Annotated in this window: 13 protein-coding genes; 9 read left to right on the top strand and 4 right to left on the bottom strand. The window is 31.2% G+C overall.

All coding sequences use genetic code 11. The annotated features are described in order from the left end of the window. Positions 1 to 46: 46 nt before the first annotated feature. The 5 genes from EGM88_RS13115 (at position 47) to EGM88_RS13095 (ending at position 9,425) form a co-directional block, all read left to right on the top strand. Positions 47 to 6,493: an alpha-2-macroglobulin family protein gene (locus EGM88_RS13115; RefSeq protein ID WP_123898885.1), complete on the top strand. Its 6,447-nt coding sequence runs from the start codon at positions 47 to 49 to the stop codon at positions 6,491 to 6,493. A gap of 62 nt (positions 6,494 to 6,555) precedes the next feature. After that, entirely contained in the window at positions 6,556 to 7,494 is a 939-nt protein-coding gene (locus EGM88_RS13110) for an endonuclease/exonuclease/phosphatase family protein (protein WP_123898884.1), read from the top strand. 181 nt (positions 7,495 to 7,675) lie between these two features. Then, on the top strand, positions 7,676 to 8,449 hold the full coding sequence (locus tag EGM88_RS13105; RefSeq protein WP_123898883.1) for an HNH endonuclease: 774 nt from the start codon (positions 7,676 to 7,678) through the stop codon (positions 8,447 to 8,449). Between the two features lie 56 nt (positions 8,450 to 8,505). Further along, entirely contained in the window at positions 8,506 to 8,697 is a 192-nt protein-coding gene (locus tag EGM88_RS13100) for a cold-shock protein (RefSeq protein WP_123898882.1), read from the top strand. A 200-nt stretch (positions 8,698 to 8,897) separates the two neighbouring features. Then, complete coding sequence (locus EGM88_RS13095) at positions 8,898 to 9,425, top strand: hypothetical protein (protein WP_123898881.1); 528 nt, start codon at positions 8,898 to 8,900, stop codon at positions 9,423 to 9,425. A gap of 11 nt (positions 9,426 to 9,436) precedes the next feature. On the opposite strand, the gene EGM88_RS13090 is transcribed toward EGM88_RS13095, so the two are convergent. Beyond that, positions 9,437 to 10,159, bottom strand: a complete 723-nt coding sequence (locus EGM88_RS13090; RefSeq protein ID WP_123898880.1) for an ion transporter — start codon at positions 10,157 to 10,159, stop codon at positions 9,437 to 9,439. Next, complete coding sequence (gene dnaE / locus EGM88_RS13085) at positions 10,159 to 14,478, bottom strand: DNA polymerase III subunit alpha (protein WP_123898879.1); 4,320 nt, start codon at positions 14,476 to 14,478, stop codon at positions 10,159 to 10,161. Before dnaE ends, EGM88_RS13090 begins: the two co-directional genes overlap by 1 nt. Before the next feature lie 216 nt (positions 14,479 to 14,694). Between dnaE and EGM88_RS13080 the strand changes: the two genes are divergently transcribed. Further along, on the top strand, positions 14,695 to 17,472 hold the full coding sequence (locus EGM88_RS13080) for a VPS10 domain-containing protein (RefSeq protein WP_123898878.1): 2,778 nt from the start codon (positions 14,695 to 14,697) through the stop codon (positions 17,470 to 17,472). Between the two features lie 28 nt (positions 17,473 to 17,500). Here EGM88_RS13080 and kdsB read toward each other — a convergent pair whose 3' ends face one another. Continuing rightward, positions 17,501 to 18,313 (bottom strand): 3-deoxy-manno-octulosonate cytidylyltransferase, encoded by an 813-nt coding sequence (gene kdsB / locus EGM88_RS13075; protein WP_238988445.1) that lies wholly within the window; start codon positions 18,311 to 18,313, stop codon positions 17,501 to 17,503. Between the two features lie 130 nt (positions 18,314 to 18,443). Between kdsB and EGM88_RS13070 the strand changes: the two genes are divergently transcribed. The 3 genes from EGM88_RS13070 (at position 18,444) to EGM88_RS13060 (ending at position 20,410) form a co-directional block, all read left to right on the top strand. Beyond that, positions 18,444 to 19,013: a 30S ribosomal protein S16 gene (locus EGM88_RS13070; RefSeq protein ID WP_123898877.1), complete on the top strand. Its 570-nt coding sequence runs from the start codon at positions 18,444 to 18,446 to the stop codon at positions 19,011 to 19,013. Positions 19,014 to 19,173: 160 nt separating this feature from the next. Further along, positions 19,174 to 19,704, top strand: coding sequence for a ribosome maturation factor RimM (gene rimM, locus EGM88_RS13065; RefSeq protein WP_123898876.1), 531 nt, complete (start codon positions 19,174 to 19,176; stop codon positions 19,702 to 19,704). Further along, positions 19,697 to 20,410 (top strand): tRNA1(Val) (adenine(37)-N6)-methyltransferase, encoded by a 714-nt coding sequence (locus EGM88_RS13060; RefSeq protein ID WP_123898875.1) that lies wholly within the window; start codon positions 19,697 to 19,699, stop codon positions 20,408 to 20,410. The genes rimM and EGM88_RS13060 overlap by 8 nt, the downstream gene beginning before the upstream one ends. Before the next feature lie 4 nt (positions 20,411 to 20,414). Here EGM88_RS13060 and EGM88_RS13055 read toward each other — a convergent pair whose 3' ends face one another. Further along, positions 20,415 to 21,785 (bottom strand): saccharopine dehydrogenase family protein, encoded by a 1,371-nt coding sequence (locus EGM88_RS13055; protein ID WP_123898874.1) that lies wholly within the window; start codon positions 21,783 to 21,785, stop codon positions 20,415 to 20,417. Positions 21,786 to 21,795 lie beyond the last annotated feature (10 nt).

Below are 21,795 nucleotides of genomic sequence, written 5' to 3'. Positions count from 1 at the left end.
TAAGTTATACTATTTTTACCTAGCGAACTCAATTAAATTGAAAACTATGCAAAACTCAATAACAATAGTTGCAATAATTCTTCTATTTTCAACAACATTAAAAGCACAATCTACAGATAACTATTCTAAGGAATGGTATAAAGTAGAGTCTTTTGAATTAGAAAATTTACCTAAATCAGCTTTAAAAGAAGTAAAAAAAATATATACCAAAGCTAAAAAAGACAACAACGACGCTCAACTGATAAAGTCTTTATTATACATTTCAAAGTTTACCTTAACCCTAGAAGAAGATGCTCAATTAAACACCATTTTAAACCTAAAAAAAGAAGCAAAAAATAGCAAATTCCCAACAAAAAATATTTTAGAAAGTATAATAGCAGATATTTATTGGCAATATTTTCAGCGAAATAGATGGAAAATTTACAACCGCACCAATACGGCTGAAAAAATTGACTCTATAGATTTTAGAACATGGGATTTGCAAACCATTTTTGAAGAAACTCATTCTCATTTTCAAAAATCATTAACCAACTCAATTGGATTACAAAAAACTGACTTGTCTGAGTATAATACCCTATTACACCTTCAAAAAGATTCAAAAAAATACAGACCTACATTATATGATTTTTTAGCCCATAGAGCTATTGATTTTTATAAAACTGATGAGGGTAATTTAAATAGACCTTCTTATAAATTTGAAATTGACAATCCTGATTTATTAGCTCCAAATAAAACATTTGTAAAAAATCAAATGTACGCTAAAGATAGTTTATCACAGCAATTACATGCATTACGATTGTACAAAAACCTGACCTTATCACACTTAAAAGATAAAGATCCTACGGCCATAGTAGATTTAACTTTAGAACGTATAGAATTTGTAAAATCTAATGCCGTATTTAATAATGTTGATAGTATTTATTTAGAAACCTTAAAATCATTAAAAGAACAATTTAACACCCATGAAGTTGTTACAGAAATTGATTATAAAATTGCGTTATTATACAATACACAAGCAAATCTATTTGATCCTAAAAAAAATGATAATCACCGATGGAAACGTAAAACAGCTTTAGAAATTTGTAGAACTGCTATTGCTAAATTTCCTAAATCGAAAGGTGCTCAAAAGTGTAAAAGTTTAGAAAGCGACATTTTATATCAGTCGTTAGAAATTACTTCAGAACAATTTATTCCTATTCAAACTCCTTCACGCTTACTGGTAAGCTATAAAAATACGGAACAACTATATTTTACTGCTTTTAAAATCTCTACAAAGCAAAAACAAAGACTTAATGATACTTATCAAGAGTCTGAAAAAATTGAAATGATTAAGAAATTAAAAACGGTAAAAACTTGGAACACATCTTTAAAAAACGAAAATGATTACCAACAACATACCACAGAAGTTCTTCTTCCAGAATTAGAACAGGGTAATTATATTATTTTTGCATCTACAAACAAGGAAATTTCAACAGAAAACACCTATGGATTTACCTTTATACAGGTGTCTAATATTGCTTTAATAGAAAATACACTTGAAGGTAAAAACAGTTATCAAGTGGTGGATAGAAATTCAGGAAAGCCTTTACAAAATGCTCGTGTCCATATTAAAAATTACAACACAGGCAGGTATAACAAACCTATAAATAAAACTCTAATAAGCGATAAAAACGGACAAGTACATTTTAAAATTGATACTTATATAAGGAATGTAGTAGTAACAATACGCACTAAAAATGACGAAGCTGTTTTTGGAGACTATTATCTTTATGAAAACCGTAAACAAACTGTAAACGAAATAAAAAATTCACGCATCTTTCTATTTACAGATAGAAGCATTTATAGACCAGGACAAACAGTTTATTTTAAAGGAATTGCAGTTACTTCTGAGAAAAATAAATCACTTGCAGTTGAAAATAAACAAATTGAAATAAGACTAAATGATGTTAATTATCAAGAAGTAAAAGCCTTAAATTTAAAAACAAATGAATTTGGATCCTTTAGTGGCGAATTTGTATTGCCATCTACAGGATTAACAGGAAACTTTAACATACATGCTTCTTCAAATTTTCATTTTGGAAATGCACTCAATGGAAGCACTTATTTTTCTGTTGAAGAATACAAACGTCCAAAATTTGAAACAGAATTTAAACCTATTACAGAGACCTTTAGAGTAAATGACAGCATCACTGTAAATGGTTTTGCAACCGCTTTTTCTGGCAGTACTATTACCGATGCAAAAGTATCATATCGCGTGGTTAGAACAGCCCAGTTTCCTCGATGGTACTGGTGGTATTATGGCGATAATTCTAACTCTGAATCTTTAGAAATTGCACATGGTAAAACCGTAACTGATGCTTCTGGAAACTTTAAAATTAAATTTAAAGCCATTCCTGATGCTTCTTTAAAAAAAGATGCACAACCAACATTTACCTATCAGGTATTTGCTGATGTTACAGATATAAATGGAGAAACTAGAAGTACATCAACTAATGTTAATGTGGGATATCATGCCTTAACTATTGATATTTCTATTAATGATAAATTAGATAAACTTAAAAAAGACCATAAAATTACCTTGACTACAAACAACCTCAACGGCGAGTTTGTACCTGCTAAAGGCTCAGTGAAAATTTTTAAACTAAAAAACCCAGAAAAACCATTACGAACAAGACCTTGGGAATACCCTGATTATCAAACTTTTTCTAAGGAAGAATTTAAAGAATTATTTCCTCATGAAGCTTATCAAAATGAAAGCGATCCTAACACTTGGGATAAAGGTAAACTTGTATTTGAATCGGAATTTAATACAGAAAAGTCAAAAGAAATTGCCTTAAAAAATATAAGTAAATGGCAATCTGGAAACTATGTTATAATAGTAGAGACAAAAGATAAATTTGGCCAACCCGTAAAAGATGAACATCGTTTTGAAGCTTTTAGCGATAATGACAAAACGGTAGCTGACAATAATTTATTTTTTATTAAAACAAATAAAAACAGCTATAAACCCAATGAATTTGTTAAATTAAAAGTAGGTTCTGCTTCTGAAAATTTATACGTTACAATTACAGTACTAAAAAAATATCGTGTAACCGAAACTAGAGTAGTACACTTGTCTAATGATATTAAAACTATAAATATTCCTGTAAATTCAGAAGACGAAGGTGGATTTTCTGTCCATTATCAATTGGTAAATTATAATTCATTTAATAAAGGTAGTATAAACATAAATGTACCTTATCCTCCACATAATTTAACTATTGAAACAACTACTTTTAGAGACAAGTTACAACCTGGACAAAACGAAACCTGGAGTTTTAAAATAAAGGGCACGCATAAAGATAAAGTTGCGGCAGAACTATTAGCTTCTATGTACGATGCTTCTTTAGACCAGTTTAAATCACACAACTGGTATTTTAACCCTATTTATCAACCGTCTTATTATAGTTATGATCGTAGTACGGCAAACCATAGTTTTGGAAATACAACCTTTACTATACATTATAAAGCCCAACAATATTATGGATTTTCATACCAAAATTACGACCAATTAAATTGGTTTGGATTTAGCTTAACAAATAGTTGGTTTAATAATAGTTATTTAAGCTCAATTAGATACAAACATGCTCCAGATAGCGTAACCTCATCTACAGATACCAATAAAGAAGGAGGTTATATCTATGGAAATGTCTCTGATGAGTCTGGTCCATTACCAGGAGTAAATGTTGTTATTAAAGGAACTTCTAGTGGCGTTCAAACAGATTTTGATGGAAACTTTAGAATAAAAGCTACAAAGGGTGACGTATTGGTGTTTTCATTTGTGGGGATGAATACCGCTGAAATAACTATAAAATCAGATAATGTTTATAATATTCGATTAAGAGCTGATGAACAATCATTGGATGAAGTGGTTGTTACAGGTTATGGTAGTAGAATAAAAAATAAAAAACTAAATAACCAACTAAGTGGAAATATTGCCGGAGTTCAAAAGATGGAAGTTACAGAGGATGAAATGGTAGTGGAAGAAACGGTATTGGAAGATAGCTCAGCACCTCTTGTAACAAGTACATATGAAGAAAAAAATACAGACGCACAGTCTTCTTTAAAAGGTATTGTGGCTCGTAAAAATTTGCAAGAGACTGCTTTCTTTTACCCACATTTAAAAACAGATAAAGAGGGTAATGTAAGTTTTAATTTTACTATTCCAGAGAGCCTAACACGATGGAATTTGAATCTTTTGGCTCATACAAAAGACATGGCAACGGCACAAATGCAACTGTCTACAGTTACTCAAAAAGAGCTGATGGTAATGCCAAATCCACCACGTTTTTTGCGTGAAGGGGATGCCATTGTTTTTGCTTCAAAAATTTCTAATTTAACTGAAAACAAATTAGATGGTATCAGTGAATTACAATTGTTTGACGCTTTAACAGACAAACCTATTGATGACAAATTAGGCAATTCAGACAATAGAAAATATTTTACAGTTGATGCTAAAGGAAATACCAATGTAAGTTGGACTTTAACAATTCCGTTTGACGTACAAGCTGTAAAGTATAGAATTATTGCAAAAGCAGGTGACTTTACAGATGGTGAAGAAAATGTATTGCCTGTATTATCAAACCGAATGTTGGTTACTGAAAGTTTACCAATGTGGTTACGTTCAAATGAAACCAAAACATTTACCTTAGATAAGTTGAAAAATAATACTTCAACAAGCTTAAAACATCATAAGCTAACGTTAGAAATAACATCAAATCCGGCGTGGTATGCGGTTCAAGCTATGCCTTATCTGATGGAATATCCTTATGAATGCTCAGAACAAACTTTCTCTAGATATTATTCAAATGCATTAGCCAGCCATATTGTAAATTCAAATCCTAGAATTCAAGAAGTTTTTAACCAATGGAAAAATAGTGATGCTTTATTAAGTAACTTAGAGAAAAACCAAGAATTAAAATCTTTAATTATTGAAGAAACACCTTGGTTGCGAGATGCTCAATCAGAAACAGAGCAGAAAAAACGAATTGCCTTATTGTTCGATTTAAATAAAATGAAAAACGAATTGGATACTGCCTTACGTAAATTAGAGCAAACTCAAATGAATAATGGCGGATTTCCTTGGTTTAAAGGATCTAGATATCCTAATCGTTACATCACACAGTATATAGCTTCAGGTTTTGGACATTTAAACAAATTGGGAGTTACCCATTCTGGGGCTGAAAGAATGATTAAAAAAGCGGTTCAATTTTTAGATGATGAAATATTAACGGATTATAACGAGTTAAAAAAAACAGCAAATAGAATTCGTAAAGAAGCTAAAACAAAAGCTGAAGGCATCCGCTTAGAAAAAGAATTTTGGGAGAACAATCACACGCATCATTTTCAAATTCAGTATTTATATATGCGTAGTTTTTATAAAGACATTACGCTTCGTAACAATGTTAAAACAGCAGTAGATTATTTTACAAATCAAGCCTATGAGTTTTGGCAAAATAATAACCTATATACAAAAGGAATGATTTCTTTAATTGCAAAAAGAAATAACGAACCAAAAGTTGCTGAGAAAATAATTGCTTCATTAAAAGAAAACTCAATTTCAAGTGAAGAATTAGGTATGTATTGGAAAGATAATACAGCTAGCTGGTTTTGGTATCAAGCACCAATTGAAACGCAAGCCTTATTAATTGAAGCCTTTTCTGAAGTAGAAGGCGATCTAAAAACTATTGATAATCTTAAAGTTTGGTTGCTAAAAAATAAACAAACCAACCGTTGGAAAACAACAAAAGCAACTACAGAAGCTATTTATGCTTTACTTTTACAAGGCACAGATTGGTTAGAAGTAACAGAATTTGTCGAGGTTACCATTGGAGATCAAAAAGTTGATCCATTACAACTGGAAGACACCAAAGTGGAAGCTGGAACAGGCTATTTTAAAACTTCATGGAACGGTAACGAAGTAAAAGAAAATATGGCAACCGTTACATTAAGCAAAAAAACTGAAGGCATAGCTTGGGGTGCGTTGTACTGGCAATATTTTGAAGATTTAGATAAAATAACCTCAGCAAAAACACCCCTACAACTTTCAAAAAAATTATTCTTAAAAAAGAATACAGACAAAGGCGAGGAACTTAATGAAATTACTGAAACTACCCATTTAAAATTAGGAGATTTAGTTCGTGTTCGTATAGAACTTAAAGTAGATAGACCTATGGAATTTGTGCACATGAAAGACATGCGTGCCGCAGGTTTTGAACCTATAAATGTATTGTCACAATACAAATGGCAAGACAATTTGGGCTATTATGAAAGTACAAAAGATGCGGCTACCAATTTCTTTTTTGATTATTTACCTAAAGGCGTTTATGTTTTTGAATACGACTTACGCGTAAATAATAAAGGTGATTTTTCTAATGGAATAACCACCATTCAGAGCATGTATGCCCCTGAGTTTAGCAGTCATAGTGAAGGCGTGAGAATTAAAGTTCAGTAAGTACTACAACTTTATATAAAGGTCATGAACAACAACATTTCCTTTTAATTTTAAAAATGTAAATGAAAAAAATAATTAAACTTGTACTAAATCTAAGTATAGTAACTGCCATTTTGGTTTCAATACTACCAAGTGTTTTTCCAAATAGTTGGTTTATTGATATTATGTCCAATTTTAAGCTACAAATAGGAATTTTTCTAATCGTAGTTCTTCTACTTAACCTATTTACCAATAAAAGTAAGACGATTTCTTTGTTAGCGGTAATTCTGGCAATTTGGAACTTGTCTTTTATCTACAAACTTTATTTTCCTAATAAACTTGCTGAGATACAAAAACATCGAGGTACAACAATTGCAAGTATCAATTTACTCTCAAGCAACAACGAAGCTGATAAAGTAATAGATTTTATCAAATCTAAAAATCCTGACATACTTGTCTTATTGGAATACAATTCAAAGTGGGAAGCATTATTAAGTGCTATTACAAATGAATATGAATATAGAAAAACTATTGTTCGAAATGATAATTTCGGAATTGGATATTTTAGTAAAATACCATCAGAAACATCTGTTGTAAACTTTGATATTTCTAAAGTACCTTCAATAAAAGCAAGTCTAAAAATTGATAAAAAACCTATAGATATCATTGCAACACATCCTTTTCCACCAATGGGAAAAGAAAGATTTGAAATTCGTAATTCTCATTTTAAAAACCTTGCCAAACAAAGAGAAACCTTTTCTGAGCATTTAATTGTCATAGGCGATTTAAACACTTCTTCGTATTCAAAACACTTTAAAAATTTATTAGTAGAAACCAACTTAAGAGACTCTCGTAATGGTTTAGGAATATTACCCACTTGGCCATCAACATTTGGGTTGTTATATACAACCATAGATCATATTTTAGTGAGTAAAGCTATTGATATTATTCATCGAGGTACAGGCCCCAATATCGGTTCAGATCATTTACCTATCTTTATGGAGTTTAGAATTCTAGATTAAAAAAAATAACCATACTTTAACTGTTAATTATTAAATTATCGAAAAAAACGAAAAGGCTATTCTTTTTTTAACTACACTGTTTTTTTTTTGTAAATTACATTAGCCAAACAGAATTAATTGAGTTAAATAATCTTAAGTTATTTATCTAAAAAAGATTTAAATAGTGAAAATTTATTAAACAATGACTCTTAAAAAATGTATATGGTGTTTAAAAAGTTATCCAGAAATCACTTTTAATAAAAGGGCACATACAATACCAAAATCATTAGGAGGACAAAATTATAATAAAAATGTTTGTGACAACTGCAATGAATACTTTGGAAACAGAAACTCACATAATGGTAAATATTCTATAGAAGAAGCTTTAAAGGAAACTTTTATCATTACAAGGAAAAGACTATTAAGCTCTAAACAAGTAATAAAAAGAAAAGTTGGTAGGTTCAAATCTAAATTTTTCGAGGTAAAAGTTAAAAATGGAAAATATAGTTTAACGATTAAATCTTCCTTTCGTTTTGAAAAGGGTTTTCAAAACGAATTGGCTAGAGCGTTTAAACGAGGCTTATATAAGGTCTATTTAGAGGAATTAAATCGTCAAAAAGGCATGGGCCAAGAAGAGAAATATAATATTATTAGAGATTTCGCCCGATATGATATTGGTGATTTACCTGTATTTTATTTCGATAGAAAAATCGGTGCTTTTATAATGTTCGATAGAGAATCCGAAACTCCATTTTTATTTTTTGATAGAATGAAGTATTTAATAAAAAGTGAAAAGTTTGATGAAATTGAATTCTTAGGTCACGTTTTTGGCTTTCCTGTTACTCAATTTAATCAAAAGGACCTAGAAATTTATTTTAAAGAAACCAAAAAGCTAAAAACTGAATTTTTTAGAGGTTTTGTTAAAATAGAAAAACTAACAGATATTGATTTAACTTTGAGTTTAATGAATGATTGATTTCTTGGCATCATAATTGCCATCTACTCAATAATTAATAATAAATTATAATAATTATGAGTAAAGGAACAGTAAAATTCTTCAATGATGCCAAAGGTTTTGGTTTTATAACTGAAGAAGGTTCAAACACCGAACATTTTGTTCACATTTCTGGATTGGTAGATGAAATTCGCGAAGGCGATAAAGTAGAATTTGAGTTAACAGAAGGAAGAAAAGGTTTAAACGCAGTAAATGTAAAAGTTATATAACGTATATATATTTCGAGTTAAAATTTTAGTAAAAGTCTATCAATTGATAGACTTTTTTTATTACTCAAATATTATAACCAACTACAATACAAATATTTAAAAACCACAATTCAAACTTTAACATTCAAACAGACAGTTAAAAAATACTACTTCCTAAATCATATCGTTTACTAACTAAGAAACAAATTAAGTGGAAAAATATGTTTGATGAAAACGACGATGATTACAAGTCACCTGAAGAAATAGCACAAATGCCCATCTATAAAAAAGCATGGGAAATTATGTTATTAGGAAGAAAAATTGGAAGTCTAGTTTCAAAAGATGATTTTGAAACTTCTGATGAAGCTGAAGGTGAAATGCTTGAAAATTACGCCAATTATATTATAGAAAACGCATTGATAATTCCTGCAAAAATTGCTGGTGCAGAAGGAGCTGATCTTTATGATATACGAATGGAAAATGCGGCAATAATTAGAAAATCTGCACGTGAAATTCTTACAAGCTGCTCTGGAATGTTACTTTGTGGTTATCAAAATGATGATTACATACAGCTACTACGAAATGAAATTGAGGAGTTTAGAGTAATTTTTGCCGAATGGGTAAAAACATTTGATCAAGAAAATTACATGATTGACCGCTGGGGATTATTCAATCCTCCAGGTGTAAATTATGATGATTATGACCCTGATGAGGACATGCCATTTGATCCAGACGATTTTTTTGAATAAATAATCTAAGTTTATTTTATATCCTCGTCATCTTTTTTTTCTGCTGATTGTGTTAATGCTGAAGATATAATACCTGTGGGTATAGCAACAATTCCTAACCCTATCATTAAAATAATAAAAGTAAATACTCTACCTCCAACAGTTATTGGGTAAACATCTCCATACCCCACTGTTGTTAAGGTAATAATTGCCCACCAAAGACTATCAAAAATAGAGGCAAAAGCTTCTGGCTGTGCTGCATGTTCAAAATAATAAATACCTACAGCTGCTAAATAGATTAAGATTAAAGTAATAAACAAAAAAAGTAAAATCTGTTCTTTAGCATACACTATTGCCCTACTAAATTGCAAAATGGCTCTATTGTATCTAATAACCTTAAAAATACTAAATAATCGTAAAAATCGAAGAGCTCGTAAAGCTCTTAAATCAATTCCTGTAGTTAGGTAAAATGGTAGTATAGCCAACAAATCTATAATACCAAAAAAACTAGTTATAAACTTTAGCTTATTTTTAGCTACGTAAATTCTTAGTAAATACTCTACACTAAAAATTACTACACAAATAACTTCTATAGTATGTAATAGATTTTTTGTCTGTGGTTTTAAATCGGGTTCGGTTTCAAATGAAAACGAAATTATAGCTATAATAATTAAAACTTGAATAGATATGGCAAAAACCTTACCATATTTAGAAGCTGGGTTATTGACTAGGTTATCTAAAAATGTTTTACTCATCAATTCAATTTATATCGTAAATTTCTTACATCTAACTCTTTCAATAATTCTGGCGATATTTTTACTTTAGAAGATCTACTAGGCATTTGTAATTTCAATTTTTCTTCTCTGTCATAAACTAAAAAATTTAAAGCATTTGTACCTTTATGGTCTTCAATAAGTTCAGCTAAAGAATTAATTTTGTCATCATTAAGTTCTAAAATATCCAACTGCAACGTTAACTTTTTAGCGAGAGTTTCTAGAACATCTTGTAACATTTGAATATTATTAAATTGCATTCTAACATCACCTTCTCTCCAACCTCTACGCACAGATATTTTAATATGTAAAAACGAATTAGGAATTAAAAAATGTTTATACTTTAAATATTCCTCACCAAACATTCTAAATTCATGAGCATCTGTATAATCTTCAAGTGTAAATGATGCCCAACCTTTACCGTTTTTAGAAATTCTATGTTGCACATCAGTAACAATACCTGCTATGGTTAAATCTTTGTCTAAAATCTGTTTCACATCACCAAAAACACTGATCGGAGCATTGCAAAAATATTTCATTTCTGTTTTAAAATCATCTAGTGGATGACCAGAAATATAAATACCAATTACTTCTTTTTCTTTTGCTAACTTTTCCATAATTCCCCAAGGTTCACAATCAGGAATTGTTGGTTCATCAAACTGAATTTCAGAAGTTTCTCCAAACATAGAAATTTGAGCTGAATTTTTATTTTCTTGATATTTATTTCCAAATCTTATAGCTCTTTCAATAAAAGTTTGTCCTCGTTCATCAAGCTCGAAATATTGGGCTCTGTGTGTATTGGTAAACGAATCAAAAGCTCCTGCTAAGGCTAAACTATCAAAAGCTTTTTTATTAGTTGAACGCAAATCAACACGTTTAGCTACATCAAAAATAGAAGTAAACGGACCATTTTTTTTACGTTCAGAAATGATAGCCTCTACAGCACCTGCTCCAACTCCTTTTACAGCTCCCATTCCAAAACGGATTGCTCCTTCGCTATTCACCGCAAATTTATAAAAAGACTCATTAATATCAGGACTTAACACTTCAATTCCAGCTCGTTTACATTCATCCATAAAGAAAGAAACTTGCTTGATATCATTCATGTTATTTGATAAAACCGCGGCCATATATTCTGCAGGGTAATGGGCCTTTAAATATGCAGTTTGATAGGCAATATAGGCATAACATGTAGAGTGAGATTTATTAAATGCGTATGCTGCAAATGCCTCCCAATCTTTCCAAATTTTTTCTAAAGCCTCTTTCGGATGTCCATTTTTATGACCACCTTCAATAAATTTTGGTTTTAATTTTTCTAGCAGAGCAAAAATCTTTTTTCCCATTGCTTTACGCAATCCATCTGCTTCACCTTTTGTAAACCCAGCTAATTTTTGAGACAACAACATTACTTGCTCTTGATAAACAGTTACCCCATAAGTTTCTTTAAGGTATTCTTCCATTTCTGGAAGGTCATACTCAATGGCCTCAACACCATGTTTTCGGTTTATAAATAATGGGATATACTCCATAGGGCCTGGACGATATAACGCATTCATCGCAATTAAATCAGCAAACTCCGTTGGTTTTAAATGCTTCATGTGTTTTTGCATCCCTGGCGACTCATATTGAAAAACACCTACAGTTTCTCCACGCTGAAACAATTCATAGGTTTTTTCATCATCTAAAGGAAACTCTTCGGGATTTAAATCTATCCCATGTATGGCTTTTATAATTTTTACAGCATCCTTAATTAAGGTTAACGTTTTTAACCCTAAAAAATCCATTTTTAAAAGTCCAGCATCTTCAACAACACTATTATCAAACTGAGTAACATAAAGTTCAGAATCTTTGGCTGTAGCTACGGGAATTAGATTTGTAATATCTTCTGGCGTAATAATAACACCACAAGCGTGTGTGCCCGTGTTGCGTACTGAACCTTCTAACGCCAATGCTTGATTAATCGTTTGTGCCTCTATACCTTCACCTGCAGCCAAACTTCGTAATTCATTTACACGAACAATTTCATCACTGCGTAATGCTTTTATTTTTGAAATACTTTTAGGATCTTCTCCAAAAATGGTAGCCAATTTCGTGTTCGGAATTAATTTAGCAATTCTATCTGCATCTGGTAATGGCAAATCTAATACTCTGGCGGTATCTCTTATTGAAGATTTTGCAGCCATGGTTCCATAAGTAATAATTTGTGCTACCTGATTGGATCCATATTTATTTATTACATAATCAATTACGCGTTGCCTACCTTCATCATCAAAATCAATATCAATATCAGGCATAGAAACACGATCTGGATTTAAAAAACGCTCAAAAAGTAAGTCGTACTTAATAGGGTCAATATTAGTAATTCTTAAACAGTAAGCTACTGCAGAACCTGCTGCAGAACCTCGACCAGGACCAACAGAAACACCCATTTCTCTTGCCTTATGGATAAAATCCCATACAATTAAGAAATACCCTGGATATCCAGTTTTTTGGATTACCTCTAACTCAAAATTAAGACGCTCTTCTGTTTCTTTATTAAGTTCTCCATATCTTTGTTTTGCTCCTTCAAACGTTAAGTGTCTCAAATATGCATTTTCACCACGAACACCTCCGTCTTCTGCATCTTTTGGATCAATAAATTCTTCTGGAATATCAAATTTAGGAAGTAAAACATCACGCTGTAAAGAATATACTTCAATTTTATCGACAATTTCTTGAATATTAGCAATAGCTTCAGGTACATGTTGAAACAATTGTTTCATTTCATCTTGACTCTTAAAATAGTATTCTTCATTAGGTAATCCATAACGAAAGCCTCTTCCCCTACCCTTTGGTGTTGCAATTTTTTCACCATCTTTTACACAAAGTAAAATATCATGTGAATCCGCATCAGATTTATCAATATAATATGTGTTATTGGCTGCAACTAATTTTACATTATGTTTTTTGGAAAGTTCTATCAACACACTATTTACGTGTTGTTCATTTTCTTGTTTATGATTGTTTAATTCAATATAAAAATCATCTCCAAAAGTATCTTTCCACCAAACCAAAGCCTCTTCCGCTTGGTTTTCGCCTACATTTAGAATTTTAGAGGCAATTTCACCATAAATATTTCCACTTAGAGCAATAACATCTTCTTTGTATTTTTCAATAACAGATTTATCAATTCTTGGAACGTAATAAAACCCATCAACATAGGCTATAGAGGCCATTTTAGCCAAGTTATGATATCCATTTTTATTCTTGGCCAATAACACCATTTGATACCCATTATCTTTTACAGATTTATTTTTATGGTCTTCGCACACAAAAAACTCACACCCAACAATTGGTTTTATTTGATGTTCGTTATTTTTATTACTATTTAAAGCTTCTTTAACAAAATAAAATGCCCCCATCATATTTCCTGTATCCGTTAAGGCAACAGCAGGCATCTTATATTTAACAGCGGTTGCAACCAGCTTTTGAATGCTAGAAGTTGATTGTAAAATGGAAAATTGGGAATGATTATGTAAATGTGAAAATGAAAATTCATTTAAATTGAAATCAGAATTCTCATTTAAATTATCTACGTTTCCTGCAGCTTTTTCTCTCTTTCTTTTAAGTTTTTTACTTTCTTCTTTAAGATTGGTATGTTTTAATCCAATTAATTGAATTTCTTGAGGATTTTCTTGTGAAAACATTTCAAAATACTCCTCATCAACATCCAATTCCTCTTTAGTAAAAACGCGTTTTCTAATCAGTTCAAAAAAGCATCTTGCCGTAGCTTCAACATCTGCTGTAGCATTATGAGCTTCTGCAAATGGCTTATTAAACAAATGCTCATGCAACTCGGTTAACGTTGGCAATTTAAACTTCCCTCCTCTACCACCAGGAATTTGACATAATGTTGCGGTAGCTTCAGTACAAGTATCTAAAAGCGGTAAATCATTTAGTTTAGTAGCAATACCTTGTCGGTAAAATTCACTACCCATAATATTGAGGTCAAATCCAACATTTTGCCCAACCACATAAGAAGTTTTTGAAAGTGCTTCATTAAACAAGTTTAACACTGTATTTAATTCTTCACCTTCTTCTTCCGCCAATTCTGTTGAAATTCCATGAATTTGCTCTGCGTCATAAGGAATATTAAAGCCTTCCGGCTTAATTAAAAACTCTTGATTTTCAATTAATTTACCATACTTATCATGTAATTGCCATGCTATTTGAACACACCGTGGCCAATTATCAGTATCACTAATTGGGGCATTCCATTTTTTTGGTAAACCAGTGGTTTCTGTGTCAAATATTAAATACATAAATTGATGTGGTATTTTTGTGAAATAAGAGATTTTAAAAATAAGATTTTGGATGGAATCTTGAGAAGTTTTTTTGGGGTTTTTATTAACATCATCAATAATATAAAAAGTAAAGTCTATAATTTTTATTTAACTGATTTTAAAACTAAAATAAAACTTCATTCCACTAATTATCTTTACATTTGAAAATCAACAACAGAACCCACCACAATCATTATGAAAAAAATAGCACTTTTTTATTCCTTTTTACTCTTATCTACCATTATTTTCGCTCAATCAATTGTCAAAAATGTACCATTTACTAACATTGGCCCTTCTGTAATGAGTGGTCGCGTGGTAGATTTGGATATAAATCCTAATCAACCTACTGAATTTTATGTAGCCTATGCTTCTGGAGGATTGTGGTACACAAATAATAATGGAACGTCATTTAGTCCAGTAACCGAAAATGCACCAACTCAAAATATGGGAGATATTGCTGTTGATTGGAAATCAGGTACCATTTATATTGGAACTGGAGAAAGTAACTCTTCCCGTTCGTCCTATGCTGGAATTGGAATTTTAAAAAGTACTGACAATGGTAAAACTTGGATAAATGTTGGTTTACCAGATTCACATCATATAGGTCGAATTATAATTAATAAAAATAACCCTGACGACGTGGTTGTTGGTGCTATTGGACACTTATATTCTTCAAACAAAGAACGTGGTATATTTAAAACTACAAATGGAGGTAAATCTTGGAAAAATGTATTATTTATTGATGAAAACACTGGGGTAATTGATATTTCAGTATCACCGACAAACTCAAACATAATGTATGCGGCTTCTTGGGAACGCACTAGAAAGGCATGGAACTTTGATGGTAATGGACAAAATTCTGCTATTTACAAAAGTACCGATGGCGGTTCTACTTGGACAAAAATAACCAACCCTAAAAGTGGGTTTCCTTCAGATAAAGGTGTTGGCCGTATTGGTTTAGCGACATTTAACGATAATATTGTTTACGCGTTGTTAGACAATCAAAATAGAAGACCAGCACAGAAAAAAGATAAAAAAAATGGTTTGAAAAAGGAAGATTTTAAAACTATGAGTTCTTCTGACTTTTTAAATATTGACTCAAAAAAACTAGATGCGTATTTAAAGGAAAATCGTTTTGATAAAAAATATACAGCAAAAAGTATAAAAGAAAAAGTAAAAAAAGGAATTACTAAACCCGTGGATATTGCTACATATTTAGAAGATACCAATGCCATATTATTTGACACTCCTGTAATTGGAGCCGAAGTTTACAAATCTACTGACGGTGGCAAAAGTTGGTCAAAAACACATAAAGGCTTTATAGATGGGCTTTATAGCTCATATGGTTATTACTTTGGAATTATTGCTGTAAACACTAAAAATGAAAATAAAATTTATATAGGAGGTGTTCCTTTACTAAAATCAGATGATGGTGGCAAAACCTTCGAGCCAATTGATAAAGAAAATGTACATGCAGATCATCAAGCTCTATGGGTAAACCCAAATGCCAGCGGTCATGTTATTGACGGAAATGATGGTGGAGTCAATATCACCTATGACGATGGTAAAAATTGGACAAAGAATAATTCACCCGCAGTTGGCCAGTTCTATTATATAAATGTAGATAATAAAAAACCTTACAATGTTTACGGAGGTTTACAAGATAATGGTGTATGGTATGGGCCAAGTAATTATAAGAAATCTAAAAGTTGGGAAAGTAGCGGACAATATCCCTACAAAAGAATTGGTGGTGGAGACGGCATGCAAGTTCAGATAGACAGTCGCAATAATAATATTGTGTATTCTGGTTCTCAGTTTGGTTATTACACCCGTCATAACCTAGAAACTGGTGAGCGTTTTAGTTTTAAACCGAAGCATGAATTGGGAGATTCACCGTATCGTTATAATTGGCAGACGCCTATTTTACTTTCTGATCATAATCAAGATATTTTATACATGGCTGCTAACAAATTATTAAGATCTATGGATAAAGGTGAAAGTTTTGAGGTGATTTCTGGCGATTTAACTACAGGTGGTAAAAAAGGAAATGTACCTTACGGTACAATAGCTACAATTTCTGAAAGCCCTTTTCAATTTGGTATGATATATACAGGTTCTGATGATGGATTAATTCACTTAACCACAGATGGAGGCAACTCTTGGAAAAAAATTTCAAATGATTTACCTCAAGGATTATGGGTATCAAGAATAATCGCTTCTCAACATAAAAAAAATAGAGTTTATGCCACATTAAACGGTTATAGAAGTGATAATTTTAAACCTTATGCTTACATCAGTGAAGATATGGGAAACACTTGGAAATCTATTGCAAACGACCTCCCTAATTACCCTATTAACGTAATTAAAGAAGACCCAACTGATGAAAACATATTATATTTAGGTACAGACAACGAAGTATATGTATCTTTTGATAAAGGACAACATTGGCAAGTATTTTCAAATGGAATTCCGAAAGTAGCCGTACATGATATAGTAATACAAGCAAGAGAGAAAGATTTAATTATTGGAACCCACGGACGTTCACTTTACAAAGCAAACATTACCAGCTTGCAACAATACAACAACGTAAAAAACAAAACTATTGCTATTTTTAAATTACCCGAAACAAGATTCTCTTCAAGTTGGGGAAGCTCTTGGAGTCAATTTTCAAAACCTTTTTTACCAAAAATAAAGGTCTCATACTTTACTTCAAATACCGGTAGTGTTAAATTAGAAATATTGGCTGATGAAAAAAATGTGTTGTATAGTAAATCCTTAAAAGCTGATAAAGGCTATAACTACTTAGATTACGATTTATCTGTTACTGAGAAAAGCTTAAAAATTTATTTTGATAAAAAGAAGATTGCAATAAAAAAAGCCGATAACGGCAAATATTATTTACCAAAAGGTGAATATATATTGAAGCTTACCATCGGAAAAGAAAGTTCAACTGAAAATTTAGTAATTAAGTGAGATAAAAAAATAAGTACTAATAAAATTTTTACTTTATCATTTGTCTTACTTTTTTTAAATCCTCTAGCGTATCCACAGCAATAGTTTCAAACTCCGTTTTGGCTACTTTTATTTTATTGCCATTTTCTAGCCATCGATTTTGTTCTAATGACTCGGCAATTTCTAAAGAGGTTTGAGATAAATTAGCAAATTCATTTAAAGCTTTAGGCGTAAAACCATACATACCAACATGTTTATAAAAAGTATGTTGCTTTTGCCAATTGTCTTTATTAGCATCACGCACATATGGTATTACAGAACGACTAAAATACAAGGCATTATTATTTTTATCCATCACTACAAAAACACCTCCATTAAATAAATTTTCAGAAGATTTTACTGGAATAACCAAAGTTGCCATTTCGGTAGTATCCTCTTCAAAACAAGAAATAAGTTGTCTAATCTGTTCTGGTTCCAGTAATGGTTCATCTCCCTGAATATTAATAACAACATCAAAATCAATATCAAATTTTGACTTAAATATTTTATAAGCTTCTAAGCATCTATTTGTTCCTGTATTATGTTTATCGGATGTCATTACTACATTACCACCAAAGCTTTTAACTACTCTTTCTATCCGTTCATCATCGGTAGCAACAAGTACATTGGTCATTACTTTTTTTACTTGTTCGTAAACATGTTGTATCATAGGTTTGCCACAAATATCTAGTAAAGGTTTACCTTCTAATCGTGTAGAACCATATCTGGCGGGAATTATTCCTAAAATATTCATAGTTTCTAATTTATACAAATATAATAGTTTCAATGAGAGCTGATGTTTGTAACCCTTCAGTTTTTTCATTTTTATGAAATAAAAAATTACCATCAACTATACTGTATAATAAAAAAACATAGTATATTTGCACCCCACTTCGAGAAAGTGAATAATATATTAATAATCAAGGTCGTGTACCTTAAACAATTAACAAAAAATGCCAGTAAAAATTAGATTACAAAGACACGGTAAAAAAGGCAAACCATTTTATTGGGTAGTTGCTGCAGATTCACGTGCAAAAAGAGACGGTAAGTTACTAGAAAAATTAGGAACTTATAACCCAAACACTAACCCTGCAACAATTGACTTAAATGTTGATAGTGCTGTAAAATGGTTACAAAATGGAGCTCAACCAACAAACACAGCTCGAGCTATTTTATCATACAAAGGTGCTTTATTAAAAAATCATTTAGCTGTTGGTGTTAGAAAAGGTGCTTTAACAGAAGAACAAGCTGAAGAAAAATTCAACGCTTGGTTAGAAGAAAAAGCTCAACGAATTAATGCTAAAATTGAAGACTTAAACAAAGCTAGTAGTGATGCTAAAGCAAAAGCTCTAGAAGCAGAAAAAGAAGCTAACAAAGCTAGAATTGCTAAAAACACTCCTGCTCCAGAGGCTACTGAAGAAACTGAAGCTGCTGCAGAAGCAGTTGCAGATGAAGCTCCTCAAACTATTGATGAAGCTGCTGCTGAAGCGAAAGCTCCTGCTGCAAAGAAAGAAGAAGAATAAATTTATTTATATATCTTATCTTTAAAGCCTGACAAATTTTGTCGGGCTTTTTAATTTTTAAATAAGATTAATAATTTTAGCCTCAAAACACTTTGAGTAAAAGCTAATCATACAACATTAAGGTCTTGCCTGACTTTGCTAGACTTGAAAAAAGTTAATTATGCAAAAAAAAGATTGTTTCTACTTAGGAAAAGTAGTTAGAAAACACAGTTTTAGAGGAGAAGTTGTTATTAAATTAGATACAGATGAGCCTGATTTGTATCAAGATATGGACGCCGTATTCATAGAAGCTGGAAACAATTTTATTCCTTTTTTTATTGAAAAAAGCCTATTACAAAAAGGCAATCAGCTACGAGTAAAATTTGAAGGTTTTAATACCGAAGAAGATGCTGATTCTATTTTAAAATGTGATGTATATTTACCACTTACTTTGTTGCCAAAATTAACAGGTAATAAATTTTATTACCACGAAGTAATTGGTTTTACTATTGAAGACACTAATTATGGAAATGTTGGTTCTTTAACAGCTGTTAATGATCAAACAGCTCAGCCTCTTTTTATCATTGAAAATGGCGATAAGGAAATTCTTATACCTATGATTGATGATTTTATAAAAAAAGTGGACCGAACAAACAAAAAGATTATTGTTGAAACACCCGAGGGATTGATTGATATGTATTTAGATGAGTAACCCTTTCAAATTTAAACAGTTTACAATACTTCAAGATCAATGTGCCATGAAAATTGGAACTGACGGCGTATTACTTGGTGCTTGGACTTCTCTAAAAAACAACCCATATTCTATATTGGATATTGGTACAGGTACAGGTGTTATTGCTTTACAATTAGCTCAACGTAGTGATGCTGAAATTATTGATGCATTAGAAATAGACAGCAATGCTTTTGAACAAGCCGTAACTAATTTTGAAAATTCTCCTTGGGGAGATCGTTTGTATTGTTATCATGCTTCACTAAATGAATTTACTGAAGAAATTGATGATAAATACGATTTAATAGTTTCTAATCCCCCTTTTTACAAAGACCATTACCAGAGTAATAACAACACTAGAAATATAGCTCGTTTTACAGAATTTTTATCTTTTGAAACATTATTAAAATCTGTTTCCGACCTACTTAGTAATAACGGAATTTTTACAGTAATAATTCCTTTTAAGGAAGAAGAAGAATTTATTTTATTAGCAAAAAAACACGGACTTATAGCTTCTAAAACTTGTCATGTAAAAGGAACTCCAACTGCTCCAATTAAAAGAAGCTTAATAGAATTTTCATTTATAGAAAAAACCAGAACTATTGAAAATTTAACAATAGAAACAAAACGTCATCACTATACAGCTGAATACATAAGTTTAGTAAAAGATTTTTATTTAAAAATGTAATTTATTATCCTACAACAAATTCTGGGTTATAGCCTAAATATTGCTTTTTTTGCTCTTCAAATACAATTCCGTGCAACTCCAACTCTTTTAGAATAGGTTCATAAACTTCTCTATTTATTGGAAGTTGAACTCCTGGTGTTTTAATTTTATTATTTAGAATTAATAATGTTGCAATAGCTACAGGCAAACCAACTGTTTTAGCCATAGCTGTATATGTTTGATCTTCTCCTATAACAGTCATACTGGATTCTATTTGCAGTTTTTCACCCTGATGCTCATAGCCAAATTTATGGTGCATTACAATCATATCTTTATCATCTTTTTTCAAAGACCAACTGTCCATTAAAATTTTTTGCAACACCTGAGCAGGTGTAGCATTTTTAATTCCAACTTTTTTTGTGGCACTAAAAATATCAAGTTCCACCAATTTTTCCCAAATAACATCATCTTGATCTATTTTTAGATAAGATCGTAATTTCAATTCAACAGAATCATTGGGATTATATGCTAAAAATGAATTGGTAAAATCACGATAAGTCATATTTTCCGATCCTTCCAAGGTATAACTATCATCTGTCATTCCTAGTTGCACAAATATGTTCCACGCTCTAGAAAAACCAACACGTCTTATGGTACCTCTATACATTGTTAATATATTCTCTAGCCCATACGTTTTTATATATTTTAAAGAATCTCTATTAGCATATGCTTCAAATTTACCTGAATTAGGCAAATTTAATATTTCAGTACGTCTAAATAGTTTATGATATGGAATGTATTTATATGTTCCTTCTTGTATAAATTTAGCAGCTCCACCTTGCCCAGCCAACACTACATTTCTCGGATTCCAAGTAAATTTATAATTCCATAAATTAGTATCACTTTCTGGGGCCACCAGACCTCCAGTAAACGATTCAAACAATAACATTTTAGCGTTATTATCTCTAATTCTATCTATTACCTTCATTGCACTCATATGATCTATCCCAGGATCTAAACCAACCTCATTCATAAAAATGAGACCTTCTTTTTTTACCTCAGCATCTAAGGCTTTCATCTCATCAGAAATATACGATGCCGTAACCATATTTTTCTTAAAAGTAACACAGTCTTTAGCAACTTCTACATGAAATCTAGCTGGCAACATAGAGACTACAATATCTGCTTTTTTAATAGCTGAAACTCGTGCATCTTCATCAAAAATATCTAAAACTAATGTAGTAGCATTATTATGACCTTTAATTATAGACTCAGCTAAATCAACAGAAATATCAGCAATTGTAATCTCTAAATTTTCTTCTTCAGATTTATCTAACAAGTATTTTATAAGTGATGCTGATGAACGACCAGCACCGATAATTAAGATTTTACGCATAAATTATTAT

Source organism: Aureibaculum marinum (genome assembly GCF_003813905.1).
GTDB classification, from domain to species: Bacteria; Bacteroidota; Bacteroidia; order Flavobacteriales; family Flavobacteriaceae; genus Aureibaculum; species Aureibaculum marinum.
This window is presented reverse-complemented; position numbering and strand designations above follow the sequence as displayed.